13 protein-coding genes are annotated in these 12,806 nt (G+C 65.3%); 12 read left to right on the top strand and 1 reads right to left on the bottom strand.

Going from position 1 to position 12,806, the window contains the following annotated elements; genetic code table 11:
• Positions 1-6: 6 nt before the first annotated feature.
• The 11 genes from ACILR9_RS11795 to kynB all read left to right on the top strand — a co-directional run bounded on the left by ACILR9_RS11795 (position 7) and on the right by kynB (position 10,383).
• Positions 7-369, top strand: a complete 363-nt coding sequence (locus ACILR9_RS11795) for a TIGR04076 family protein (RefSeq protein WP_395710121.1) — start codon at positions 7-9, stop codon at positions 367-369.
• Positions 366-1,445, top strand: coding sequence for an aldo/keto reductase (locus ACILR9_RS11790; protein ID WP_395710120.1), 1,080 nt, complete (start codon positions 366-368; stop codon positions 1,443-1,445). The genes ACILR9_RS11795 and ACILR9_RS11790 overlap by 4 nt, the downstream gene beginning before the upstream one ends.
• Positions 1,446-1,939: 494 nt before the next feature.
• Positions 1,940-3,214 carry an ABC transporter substrate-binding protein gene (locus ACILR9_RS11785; protein WP_395710119.1) on the top strand — a complete coding sequence of 425 codons (1,275 nt, stop codon included), beginning with the start codon at positions 1,940-1,942 and terminating at the stop codon, positions 3,212-3,214.
• A gap of 269 nt (positions 3,215-3,483) precedes the next feature.
• Positions 3,484-4,239: an ABC transporter ATP-binding protein gene (locus ACILR9_RS11780; protein ID WP_395710118.1), complete on the top strand. Its 756-nt coding sequence runs from the start codon at positions 3,484-3,486 to the stop codon at positions 4,237-4,239.
• Positions 4,236-4,988 (top strand): ABC transporter ATP-binding protein, encoded by a 753-nt coding sequence (locus ACILR9_RS11775; protein WP_395710117.1) that lies wholly within the window; start codon positions 4,236-4,238, stop codon positions 4,986-4,988. Before ACILR9_RS11780 ends, ACILR9_RS11775 begins: the two co-directional genes overlap by 4 nt.
• A complete protein-coding gene (locus ACILR9_RS11770; RefSeq protein ID WP_395710116.1) occupies positions 4,985-5,875 on the top strand; it encodes a branched-chain amino acid ABC transporter permease in 891 nt (296 codons plus the stop codon). Before ACILR9_RS11775 ends, ACILR9_RS11770 begins: the two co-directional genes overlap by 4 nt.
• Positions 5,875-6,825, top strand: coding sequence for a branched-chain amino acid ABC transporter permease (locus ACILR9_RS11765; RefSeq protein ID WP_395710115.1), 951 nt, complete (start codon positions 5,875-5,877; stop codon positions 6,823-6,825). Before ACILR9_RS11770 ends, ACILR9_RS11765 begins: the two co-directional genes overlap by 1 nt.
• Before the next feature lie 526 nt (positions 6,826-7,351).
• Positions 7,352-7,648, top strand: coding sequence for a hypothetical protein (locus tag ACILR9_RS11760; protein ID WP_395710114.1), 297 nt, complete (start codon positions 7,352-7,354; stop codon positions 7,646-7,648).
• 347 nt (positions 7,649-7,995) lie between these two features.
• Complete coding sequence (locus tag ACILR9_RS11755) at positions 7,996-9,135, top strand: DUF262 domain-containing protein (RefSeq protein WP_395710113.1); 1,140 nt, start codon at positions 7,996-7,998, stop codon at positions 9,133-9,135.
• Positions 9,136-9,137: 2 nt separating this feature from the next.
• Positions 9,138-9,605 (top strand): HEPN domain-containing protein, encoded by a 468-nt coding sequence (locus tag ACILR9_RS11750; protein ID WP_395710112.1) that lies wholly within the window; start codon positions 9,138-9,140, stop codon positions 9,603-9,605.
• A gap of 151 nt (positions 9,606-9,756) precedes the next feature.
• On the top strand, positions 9,757-10,383 hold the full coding sequence (kynB, locus tag ACILR9_RS11745) for an arylformamidase (RefSeq protein WP_395710111.1): 627 nt from the start codon (positions 9,757-9,759) through the stop codon (positions 10,381-10,383).
• A gap of 83 nt (positions 10,384-10,466) precedes the next feature.
• Here kynB and ACILR9_RS11740 read toward each other — a convergent pair whose 3' ends face one another.
• Positions 10,467-11,531: a LacI family DNA-binding transcriptional regulator gene (locus tag ACILR9_RS11740; protein ID WP_395710110.1), complete on the bottom strand. Its 1,065-nt coding sequence runs from the start codon at positions 11,529-11,531 to the stop codon at positions 10,467-10,469.
• A 149-nt stretch (positions 11,532-11,680) separates the two neighbouring features.
• Here ACILR9_RS11740 and ACILR9_RS11735 point away from each other — a divergent pair, with 149 nt between their 5' ends.
• Positions 11,681-12,787, top strand: coding sequence for a glycoside hydrolase family 172 protein (locus ACILR9_RS11735; RefSeq protein WP_395710109.1), 1,107 nt, complete (start codon positions 11,681-11,683; stop codon positions 12,785-12,787).
• Positions 12,788-12,806 lie beyond the last annotated feature (19 nt).

Genomic DNA, 12,806 nt, shown 5'->3' with positions numbered 1-12,806 from the left:
CGCGACATGAGCCGCGACGACTCCTTCGAGCTCTACGATCTCCGGGTCGAGGTGGTGGCGCCGCCCGGCGCCAAGCTGTGGTGCAACTCGACGGTCGGCGACTATTTCGAGCTGCGCGGCGAGGTGCTGCACCTGCCGTCCGGCCAGGGCTTCTCGATCTATGCCCTGGCGGCGATCCTGCCCATGCTCGCGGCCAAGCAGCGCGACACCCATCCCAACGACTGGATGAGCACCGACTCCGACGTGGCCTGTCCCGATCCGAACTGCCCCAGCCGCTTTCGTATCACGCGCATCGGCCGGCGCCGGTTCAGCCACGCCGAGACGACCGCCGTGCCGCTCGACCAACCCGCCGCAAAGAGTGAGACATGACGATCGAGCGCCGCGAAATCCTGCCCGGCTATTCCATCTCCCGGCTGCTGAAAGGCGGCTGGCATCTGTCCAGCGGGCACGGTGCCAGCGTCGGCGCTGCGCAGGCGATCGACGACATGGCGGCGTTTGTCGAGGCGGGCATCACCACGTTCGATTGCGCCGATCACTATCTCGGGGTCGAGCAGCTGATCGGCGATTTCCGCCGCGCCTATCCCGAGCTCGGCCAGCGCCTGCAGATCCATACCAAGTACGTGCCCGACTGGGATGCGCTGGCGACCCTGAGCCCCGCCGACACGGTCAGGATCATCGACCGCTCGCTGCAACGCCTCGGCGTCGACACGCTCGACCTGGTCCAGTTCTTCTGGTGGAACGCCAAGGTGCCCGGCGCGGTGGAAACCGCGCTGGTGCTGAAGGACCTCCAGCGCTCGGGCAAGATCCGGCACATCGGCGTCACCAACTTCACCACGCCGCAGCTCGGCGAGATGATCGCGGCCGGCGTGCCGGTCGCCGTCAACCAGCTGCAGTATTCGCTGGTCGACGGCCGGCCGGAACGCGGCCAGCTGCACTTCTGCCGCGCCAACAACATCGCCGTCGTCACCTATGGCCATCTGCTCGGCGGGTTCATCTCGGAGGCGTGGCTCGGCAAGCCGGAAGCCGGCGAGCCCTTCGCCAATCGCAGCCTGCGCAAGTACAAGCTGATCATCGAGGATTTCGGCGGCTGGCCGCTGTTCCAGGAATTGCTCGCGGCCCTGAAGGGGATCGGCGACCGGCTCGGCGTCGGCCCCGGCGAGGTGGCGCTGCGCTGGACGCTCGATCGGCCGGACATCGCCGGCTGCATCGTCGGCGCCACCTCGACGCGCCATCTGGCGCGCAACCAGAAGGTCTTCGACATCGCCCTCACAGATGCCGACCGCGCTGCGCTCGCTGGGATCTGCGCCCGCCGCACCGGTCCCCTGGGCGATTGCTACGAGCTCGAGAACGACCGCACCGGCCGCCATGGCCGGATCATGCGGCCCAACCAGAATTCGCTCGAGGACCGGCCGTGGCAGGACACCGGCACGGAAACTGCGACGTGACCAGCTTCATGGCAACACGGCAAATGCATATGACAATTTCTCCGCCATCCCGAGCGGAGCTGCCCGCTGGGGGCGCGCCACTCATAGGCGCCAACTTGCAAAGGGACCTCACCCTGAGGAGCGGCCCGGCGGGCCGCGTCTCTAAGGGTCGGCAACAGAGCAGGTGCTGCGACACCGCATATTCACGGATTTTGCGTGTGGCCCATCCTTCGAGACGGCCGCGGAGTTTATCCCGAGGAACTCGAGGGGCGGCCTCCTCAGGATGAGGATTTTGTTGGCCCGCCAACCAAAGTTGGCGCCTATGTGGCGCGCCACTCCCGTGGCGCGTCTTCTGTGTGATCGACGATGACCGCGCCACGGGAGTGGCGCGCCCCCAGCGCTCGGTTCTGGTCAGAATGAAGGGCTTTTTCAAGTGCGACGGCCCTGCATCATAGGCCCATAAGCGTCGTCAAATCGTCAGACAGGTGGAGAGGCAAGAAAGGGAGACTTCCATCATGAGCACATTCAAGACGTTGCTGCTCGCCGGCATTGCCGGGGCGCTGTTCGCGGGATCGGCCGCGGCCTGCCCGGCCAAGATCGGCGCGGTGCTGTCGATGACCGGCTCCTACGCGACCTTCGGACCGCCGATCAGCAATGCCGCGGCACTCGCCGTCGAGCAGCTGAACGCCGCGGGTTGGAAGGTCGGCGACTGCAGCAAGCTCGACTACATCGTGCGCGACGACCAGACCCAGCCATCGGTCGGCGTCGATGCGGCGCGGCGCCTGGTCGACCTCGATGCGGTCGGCGCCATCGTCGGGCCGGTCACGTCGGGCGTCACCGGCCCCGTGCTGACGTCGGTCACCGTCGACAAGGGCGTTCTGGTGATCGTCTCGGCCTCGTCGTCGCCGACCTTCACCGAGATGGCGCGCCAGGGCAAGCTGAAGGGCTTGTTCTTCCGAGTGCTGCCGTCCGATGCGCTGCAGGCCGTCGCCGCAGCCAAGATCGCGTGGGACGCCGGCTACCGCAAGATCGCGGTCTTCAACCTGAACAACGACTGGGGCAACAATCTCGGCAAGCAGTTCGCCGCCACCTTCAAGGCGATGGGCGGCGAGATCACCGGCACGGTCACCTACAACGCCGAGCAGCCGAGCTATCGCGCCGAGGTCAACAAGGCGCTCGAGGCCAAGCCCGAGGCCGTCTATATCGCCGCCACGCCGATCGACGGCAGCAAGATCCTGCGCGACTGGATCTCGCTCGGCGGCACGCAGAAATTCATCTTCCCGCTCGGCATGAACGACGCCAAGGTGGTCGAGCAGATCGGCGACCAGTACCTCAAGGACGCGTGGTTCGTGACGCCCGGTGCGCCGCAGCCCAACAGCCGCAGCGTGTTCTACGAGACCTACGAGAAGCGCTACAATCTCGATCCCGGCAAGGGACCCGGCCCGGGACGCGATTCGGGCTACGACGCCGCCGCCCTGATCGGCTTGGCCATGATGGCGGCCAAGGACTACAAGGACGGCAAGGCGATCGCCGCCGCCATCGGCAAGGTCACCGATCCCAACGGCACGCCGATCATGGCCACGGTCGACGACTACAAGAAGGCCGTCCAGCTGCTGGGCGACGGCAAGACCATCCGCTACGTCGGCGCCACCGGCCCGATGACCTACGACCAGTACGGCGATGTCTCGACGCCGTTCGTCGGCTGGCAGCTCGAGAACAAGATTTTTACGCAGAAGAAGAACGTGTCGGCCCAGGACGTCGCCGACATCAAGGCGAAGACGGGGACGTGACTATCATATTCCATCATATTCCTTCCCTGTAATCGGGCAGGGCATTCGCATTTGGACGCGCCTACATTCTCCTCCCCAGCTTCGCTGGGGAGGTGTCGCCGTCTTACGGCGACGGAGGGGTCATGAGGCATGGCCCCGTTGCCTCTTGTGACTCATGACCCCTCCGCCCCGTATGACCGGGCACCTCCCCAGCAAAGCTGGGGAGGAGATGATTTTTCTTGTCGTATGCGAATGCCCTGCCCCGACTACGGGAGAGGCGAGAGGATGTGATGCTTGCGTTGCACGGCGCCTCCAAGCATTTCGGCGGCGTGAAGGCCGTCGACGACGTGAGCTTCACGCTGGCGCGCGGCACCATCACCGGCCTGATCGGCCCCAACGGCGCCGGCAAGAGCACGCTGTTCAACATCGTCGCCGGCGCGCTCAGGCCAAGCGGCGGCCGCATCGTTTTCGGCGAGCGCCGCATCGACGGGCTGTCGCCACACCTGATCTACCGCCACGGCATCGCCCGCACGTTCCAGATTCCCCGGCCGTTCGGCACCATGTCGGTGTTGGAAAACGCCATGCTGGCGCCGCTCGGGCAATCCGGCGAGTCGTTCTGGAACACCCTGCTGCGCCCCGGCCGCGTCCGCGCCGAGGAGCGCGCCAACCGCGACAAGGCGCGCGAGATCCTGGCTTTCCTCAATCTCGTCCATCTCGCCAACGAGCCCGCGCGCAATCTCTCCGGCGGGCAGCTCAAGCTCCTGGAACTGGCGCGCGCGCTGATGTCCGACCCGTCCCTGATCCTGCTCGACGAGCCCGGCGCCGGCGTGAACCCGACGCTGCTCGGCCAGATCATGGAGCGCATCGCCGAGCTGAACGCGCGCGGCATCACCTTCCTGATCATCGAGCACAACATGGACCTCATCATGCGGTTGTGCCGCCCGCTGGTGGTGATGGCCGGCGGCCGGCTGCTGATGGAGGGCGAGCCTGAAGCCGTGCGCAACGACCCGCGGGTGCTCGACGCCTATCTCGGAGGCGCGGCGTGAGCGCTGCCGTGCCCCAGCCTGCCGTGCCGCATCTCGCCGTCACCGACCTGGTGGCGGGCTATGTCCCGGACGTGCCGATCCTGCGCGGCGCCTCGCTGCGGGTCGACGACGGCGAAATCGTCGCCGTGCTGGGGCCGAACGGAGCCGGCAAGTCGACCCTGGTCAAGGCAGTGGCCGGCCTGGTGCCGGCGCGCAGCGGCGACATTCTGGTTCGCGGCGAGAGCATCCGCGGCCTTGCCACGCACAAGCTGGTCGGCACCGGCGTGGCCTACGTCCCGCAGGTCGGCAACGTCTTCACGCGCCTCTCCGTCGAGGAAAATCTCGAGCTTGGCGGCCTCGGTGCACCCGCCAAGATGCGCCAGCGCATCGCCGAGATGTATGCGCTGTTTCCCGACCTCGCCCGCTTTCGCCGCCTGGCGGCCGGTCGCCTGTCGGGCGGACAGCGCCAGATGGTGGCCGTCGCCCGCGCCCTGATGGCCGAGCCGCATCTCCTCATGCTCGACGAGCCGTCGGCCGGCCTCAGCCCCAAGATGGTCGAGCTGGTGTTCCAGAAGCTCCTCGAAATCCGCTCAAACGCCGTCAGCATCCTGCTGGTCGAGCAGAACGCCAAGGCGGCGCTGGCGATCTGCGATCGCGGCTACGTGCTCGCCGAGGGACGCGAGCGCTTCGAGGGCAGCGGCCACGACCTGCTCGCCAGCCCCGAGGTCGGCGCGCTTTATCTCGGCTCGACGACGAGGCTGGCGTCGTGATCCAGGTGCTGGCCGACGGCGTCGTCGCCGCGTCGTTCATCGTGCTGGGCGTGGTCGGCCTCAGCATGATCTACAACATCCTGAATTTCCCGAGCTTCGCGCAGGGCGATCACATCGCCACCGGCGCCTACATCGCGCTCGGCGGCGTAGCGCTCGCCGGCACCGCCGGATCGATCGCCGGCCTCGCCTTCGGCTGGCCGCTGATCGGCGCGCTCGCCTGCGCCACCCTGCTCAACGGCCTGCTGGCGCTGCTGATCGACCGCTCGATCTACCGACAACTGCGGCTGCGCAACGCCTCGCGCATCAGCCTGATCATGGCCTCGTTCGGCGTCGCGCTGATGCTGCGCAACCTGGTCGTGCTGTTCGCCGGCCACGATCCGCAATTCTATGCCTTCGCGATCCAGCCGGCGCTCAGCATCGGCGGCGCCCGCATCACGCCGAACGACCTTTTAGCAGTCATCGTGACGACGGTGATGGTCGTCGCCCTGCACCTGTTCCTCTCGCGCACGACGCTCGGCAAGTCGATGCGCGCGGTGTCCGAGAATCCGTCGCTGGCGCGCGTCAACGGCATCGACGTCGATCGCGTGATCCGCTTTACGTGGCTGATCGGCGCCGGGCTGGCGGCGATCGCCGGCGTGCTGCTCGGCCTCTCGGTCCAGCTCAATCCGTCGATGGGCTTCGAGCTCCTGCTGCCGATGTTCGCGGCGATGATCGTGGGCGGCGTCACCAGTGTCTACGGCGCGGTGCTGGGCGCGCTGCTGATCGGCATCGCCGAGGCGATCACGGTGCAGTACATCGCGCCGGAATACCGGCAGGCTGTCGCCTTCCTGGTCGTCATCCTCGTGCTGCTGGTGCGACCGCAGGGCATCCTCGGGGAGAAGGCCTGATGGATATCCTGTCCTACCTGGTCTTCTTCTCCGTCGTGTCGGGCATCTACGCCATCGCCACCCTGGGCCTCAACCTGCAATGGGGTTTCACCGGCATCATGAATGTCGGGGTCGTCGGCTTCTTCGGCGTTGGCGCCTACGCCACGGCGTTCCTGACCGGGCCGACCTATGCCGACGCGTTCGGCGGCTTCGGCCTCTCGCCGCTGGCGGGGTATCTCGGCGCCATGATCGCCTCGGGGCTGGTCGCCCTGGTGGTCGGCCTGCTCACCATCCGGCTGCGCCACGATTTCCTCGCCATCGGCACGTTCGGCGCCGCCGTGTGCATCCAGCTGCTGGCGATGAACCTGAAGCCGATCACCCGCGGCTTCGACGGCCTGCACAGCCTGCCGCGGCCGTTCGCCGGGCTGGCCGCATCGCCGGTCGCCGCCAACACCTACTTCCTGGTGATGGTGGTCGCCATCATCGCCGCCGTGGTGTGGGCGCTCGAACGCATGGTGCGCTCGCCGTGGGGCCGCGTGCTGCGCGCCATCCGCGAGGATGAGGAGGCGAGCGCGGCGCTCGGCAAGAATGCCTTCGCCTTCCGCCTGCAGACCTTCGTCATGGGCTCCATGCTGATGGGCCTCGCAGGCGCGCTCTATGCCAGCTTCACCGGCTTCGTCAGCCCGCAGGACCTGCTGCCCATCCTGACCTTTCAGGTCTACGTGATGCTGATCGTCGGCGGCAGCGGCAACAACTACGGCGCCGTGCTGGGCGCGGTGCTGATCTGGGCGCTGTGGACCATGACCGAGACCGTCCTCGGCGCCGTCCTGCCGACCGGACTCAAGCAGCAGGCCTCGGCGCTGCGCGTCGTCCTGGTCGGCCTGATCCTGGTGCTGATGCTGCTCTATCGGCCGCAAGGCCTGCTGCCCGAGCGCGCGAACGTCTCGCGCGAGGCGCGGCTGCAGCGATAGCGGAGGGTCGGCCTGGATCAGGCATCGACAAGACGAAAGGTCCCCCGCTGCCTGGGATGACATCGGTTATCTCGACACCAACGCGGTCATCCTGAGCGAAGCGCCCTGCCCTGCGCGCTAAGCCTCATCTTCGCGAGGCATCTCAGATTTCCTTGACGTCACACAATGCAGGCGGGTGGCCGCCTCGAACGATCCAACGGCCGACAGCATCGATCCGCCAGCTGCAGGCGGGAAGCCTGTTCGGGAAGACGGTGACGGAAGTTCGCAATCGTCACCGGGAGAGGGCAGCGACACAGCATGTAGCTGTCCACGTTGTCCACGCTATTCAGTCCTATTGGACAGTTGTGGCGAGATTATCCCCAGGAATGGCCTGTACTCTGACGCTGTTCGCGGGTGGAGACGGCCACCTCTCCCAAGGTCAAGACCGTCATCCCCTCCCGGGATCTGCGAACTGGCAGGAGTGGGGTCGAGTGCCTAGTCCACCCGCGGCACTCGACCTTGCCGTCAAGCGTAACTTACCAGTGTCATGCGTCAACGAGACCATCCACAGAACGGGATATTTTGTCCCGACCTCGCATCGTCGGAATTCCTGCCGATCAGAGACCGGCTGGCGCACGCCTTTCTGGAGCACAAAACCGACCTGGACGTGCCGCTCTTCGACGACGTCGATGCGATCACTCACCTACTCGTCGACCGTGCCGGCATCGCGCTCTGCAACCGACCCTGGCTGGCGCGCTATCGATGGTTCGCCGAGATCATAGATGATCTGACAGAGCAACGACTCGACAAGCGGCTCGACGCGTACACGATCTCCCTTTCGTGATCCAGGGTGGCCAGCGTGCAAGACCAAGGTGCTCGCAAAGTGATGACACAATGTGGCCAATGCGAGCGCTTCGGAATCTCTCACAGTCTGTTAGATTGGCAGTCGATGGCTCATCGCAGGTACCATTGCGTACAGCGGCCAGCGAAGCGCAGGATCCTGCGACATGTCAGGCAGTCCGCTGTCGGGACATGGCGAGGCGAGGCAAGGAGTGCGCACCTCACGACGGCCAGCCGGGGCACGCTGGGCACGACTGCAGGATCGCAAGCCTCGACCCGCACCGGCTTCCCATTGTGCGTGGCTATTTGCGCCTGGGGCCAGTACAATTGAAAGGCGACGATGAGGTATTGATGGCAACCAAAACAACGCCAGCAGACGAAGAGGGTGTTCCTGAGGACCAGCCACCTGAGATCGAGGACGAGTACCGGCTGGCACTTGACGTTGATGTCGAGGATGAGTCGTTGCTCGAGCAACCGGGCGACGCGAAGTTTACGATCACGAGTTACGGTGTCGACTACACTGTCGATACGCTCGTCTCGCGGATGAACTCTGAAGCCTTCTTTGTTCCGCAATTCCAGCGCCGCTTCGTTTGGTCGCAAAGGCATGCCTCAAGATTCATCGAGAGCCTGCTCATGGGTTTGCCCATTCCAGGCATCTTCCTCTACAAGGAAGTAGAGACGGGTCGGCACATGGTTGTCGACGGCCAGCAACGACTACGCACGCTTCAGTTCTTCCATAGCGGCCTGTTCGGTGAACGCGCGTTCCGCCTCGTCGGGGTTCGCCAGCAATGGGCGAACTTGACCTACGGCGAGCTCAGTGCCGCCGACCGCCTCAAACTCAGCGACTCGGTAGTGCACACGACGGTATTCCAGCAGGATGAACCGAAGGACACGCTCAAGAGCCTCTATTTCGTGTTCGAGCGCATCAATACCGGCGGCATTCGCCTCTCGCCGCAGGAAATCCGCAACTGCATCAACGACGGCCCGTTCCTCGACACCATTCGGCTGCTGAATGAAGATAGGAACTGGCGAGCGGTCTTCGGAAGCCGCCGCAATGCGCGCCTCAAGGACCATGAACTCATCCTGCGCTTCTTGGCACTCAGGGAACGGCACGAAAAGTACAAGGCGCCTATGCGAGACTTCCTAAACACCTTCACAGCCGAGTACTCGAACGCCGATGCCGGGAAACTGATGGCACTGAAGAAGACGTTCGCAGACGCGATCAAAGCGTGCTTCGAGGCCAAGGGGGCGACGGTTTTCCGACCAATCCGGGCACTGAACGCTGCCGTGTACGAGGGCGTGATGTTAGGGGTCGCGGAGCGACTTGCGGATCACTCCAAGCCTCCTCCTACAACTGCGTCTCTTGCGGCGGCGTACGACACCCTACTGAAGGACAAGAACTTCCTGCGCTACTGCGAGCGTGCAACCGCGGTTGAGGACAGCGTCAAGAACCGCCGTTCTCTTGCCGTGAAGGCCTTTAGGGGCGCCTAGGTGTGTCCTTCACGACTGAAGCGAGGTTCGCCTCCCTAGAGAAACTCATCCTGGCCGCGAAGGCGACTTCACAGAGCGATCCTCTGATTGCGGAGCATCTGTGCCGACTGGCGTGCATACAGATTTGTGGAAATATCGAGCGGTGCGTTGAGTTGCTTATCATGGAACGCTTTGACAAGCGCATTCCACCACAAGTAGTGGAATTCCTCTCTCGATACTTCCGGCGCGGCACAAACTTCGACTGCGATGAGATATGCGCCTTTCTTTTCAGGTTTGACTCTAACTGGGGCCGCAAGTTTGAGGCGTTTGTCAACACGAACCACCAGGTGAAAACGCAAATCAATGGCTGCTATGGAATACGCAACGTTCTTGCGCACGGAGGCGGCCACACACCCGGATACAAAGCCGCACAAGAGTATTTTGATGCGAGCAAGATCCTCATTGCCAAGTTTGAAGAGGTCATCAAGTAGACGGCCATTCATGTGTGTACAAATTTGGGTACGAATGTTCGGCGCAGGCCCAAGAACCCGATAGAATGGGCGTCCTATGGGATTCATCAGCGCCTGCCCCGAGCGAAGTCGAAGGGAGGGATTTTTCGTTCAGAACCGACAGGAGTGCGCCATGCTGATCGATATCTCGCCGGTGCTCGAGCCGCGCCTGCCCGGCTGGCCGGGCGACACGCCGTTCACCATCGAGCGCGTGGTCAAGATCGGCCCGGGCTGCCCGGTCAATGTCTCGAGCATCGTCACCTCGAGCCAGATCGGCTCGCACGCCGACGCGCCGCTGCATTACAGGCAGGACGGCGCCGGCATCGCCGATCTGCCACTCGAGCCCTTCATCGGCCGCTGCTTCGTCGTCGATGCGCGCGGCGCCACCGGCCGCACGATCCGCGAAGCCGACGTGGTGCCGGCCTTGCCGGATCGCGTCGAACGCATCCTCATCCGGCAGTACGAGCGCTATCCCACCGAATGGGACGCCGACCTGAAGGGTCTCGACCCGGCCTTCGTCACCTCCCTTGCCCGCCGCGGCGTTCGGCTGATCGGCGTCGACGCCGCCTCCGTCGATCCCGCCGATTCGAAGACGCTCGACGCCCATCACGAAATTGACCGCCACGACATCCGCATCGTCGAGGGCCTCGTCCTCGACCGCGTCGAGCCCGGCGAGTACGAGCTGATCGCGCTCCCCATCAAGATCGCCGCCAGCGACGGCGCCCCGTTGCGCGCCGTGCTGCGGCCGCTTGCGCCATGATCGTTTTCCTCCCCAGCTTCGCTGGGGAGGTGTCGCGTCTTGCGCGACGGAGGGGTCATGAGCCTTCAAACATGAAGCCCGAATCATGGCTCATGACCCCTCCGCCCCGTGTGACGGGGCACCTCCCCACTTCGTGGGGAGGAGGATGAGGCCGGCAGCCGCGATGAATCCCGCACATTGAGGTGCGCCTTCAGGCGCACCAGGCGCGGCGGCAGGGCGCGGGCGGTGTCGTCGCGCATGCGTTCGAGCAGCATCATCATCGCCTGGATGCCGATCGCCTGGGTCGGCTGGGCGACCGTGGTCAGGCGCGGATGGAAGACCTCGGCCCAGTCGAAATCGTCGAAGCAGGCGACGGCGACGTCGTCCGGGCAGCGCAGGCCGGCATCGTGCAGGGCGCGCATCAGGCCGAGGCCCGACAGGTTGTTGCAGGCGAAGATCGCGGTCGGCCGGTCCTTCAGCGACAGGAGCTTGTTGGCCGCCTGGTAGCCGTCGTCGGCGCCGAAATGAGCGCTGCCGACCAGGGCGGGCTCGAAGGCGATACCGGCCTCGCTCAAGGCGCGGCGATAGCCCTCGTAGCGCTCGCGGCCGGTCGACAAGGTGCGCCGGCCGGTGATCAGGCCGATGCGGCGATGGCCAGCCAGCACCAGGTGCCCCACGGCATCGCGCGTCGCCGCCACGTTGTCGATCACCACGGCGTCGGCCTCGAGGCCATCGACGTGACGGTCGATCAGCACCACCGGCGCGCGGCCGCCTTCCACCAGGTCGCGCAGTTCCGGGGTTTCGCCGGCGGTGGCGACGATGAAACCGTCGACCATGCGATCGGCGAGCAGGCGCAGGTGGGTGCGCTCCTTGTCGGGGTCCTCGTCGCTGCAGCACAGCATCACGCTGTAATTGTGCCGGTGCGCCACCTCCTGGATGGCGTGGATCGCCGTGGTGAAGAACGGGTTGGTGATGTCGGCCACCATCAGCCCGATGGTCGAGGTCGTGCCGGTCTTGAGGCTGCGCGCGATGGCATTGGCCTTGTAGCCGACCCTCCTGATCGCCTTGTCGATGCGCGCCCGGGTCGCCTCGCTGACCGGCGCCGACTGGTTGATCGCCGCCGAAACCGTGGCCAGCGACACCTTCGCCGCCTTGGCGACGTCGATCATCGTGGGCTTCTTGTCGAATCGTTTCGGCATCCGGTCCGAGAATTACACACGGCATTGCGTCGATCAATGTGCATTGACCTGATCGAAACGTTTCGATACGAATCCGGCAAGCAATCGACGCAACGGTCCGATCCTGGGAGGGAACGGCGATGACGGGTTTCAACGGGCTTGGCCTGCATCTCGGCAACCTGTCGCGTCTGTCCGACGCCAGGACGCGCTCGATCAGCCCGGAGAATTTCACCGGCGAGCCCGGCAAGGGCGGCATGGCGACCGAGGGCACCGGCGCCTCGCCGGCGCGCTCGCTCGGTCAGGGCTGGAAGGTCTCGCCGTCGATCGACGTGGCGCCGGGCGCCACCACGGTGCTGGCCGACATCGACGGGCCGGGCGCGCTGCAGCACATCTGGGCGACCATCCGCGGCGGCCGCTGGCGCTTCCTCATCGTGCGCATCTATTGGGACAATGCGGCCAATCCCTCGGTCGAATGCCCGATCGGCGACTTCTTCGCCAACGGCTGGGAGCGCTACGCCCACGTCAACTCGCTGGCGGTCTGCGTCAATCCGGGACGCGCCTTCAACTGCTACTGGGAGATGCCGTTCCGCAAGCATTGCCGGGTCACGCTGACCAACCTCGACGAGGTCGAGACGCGCATCTACTACCAGATCGACTACACGCTGACCGACGTGCCGGCCGACGCCGCCTATTTCCACGCGAGCTTCCGGCGCTCCAATCCGCTGGCCTACAAGACCGACCACACCATCATCGACGGCATCACGGGCAAGGGCCACTACGTCGGCACCTACATGGCGTGGGGCAGCAACAACACCGGCTGGTGGGGCGAAGGCGAGATCAAGTTCTTCATGGACGGCGACGGCCAGTTCCCGACCATCTGCGGCACCGGCACCGAGGATTATTTCTGCGGCGCCTACAATTTCGACGTCGGCATCTGCGAGCCGGAAAAGCCGCATGCCTACAGCGAGTTCAGCACGCCCTACGCCGGCCTGTGCCAGGTCATCCGGCCGGACGGCATCTACAAGTCGCAGCAGCGCTTCGGCATGTACCGCTGGCACATCATGGACCCGGTGCGCTTCGACAAGGGACTGCGCGTCACCATCCAGGCGCTGGGCTGGCGGCCGGACAAGGAGCGCCGCTACCTGCCGCTGCAGGACGACCTCGCCTCGGTGGCGTTCTGGTACCAGACCCTGCCGCACGCGCCGCTGAAGCCGCTGCCCGACCGCGATTACCTCGAAGTGATCTGACAACGCCAAGCGATCCGAC

It is taken from the genome of Reyranella sp. (assembly GCF_044224635.1).
Taxonomy (GTDB): domain Bacteria; phylum Pseudomonadota; class Alphaproteobacteria; order Reyranellales; family Reyranellaceae; genus Reyranella.
The sequence above is the reverse complement of the archived record's forward strand: the minus strand, read 5'-3'. Positions and strand labels throughout refer to the sequence as shown.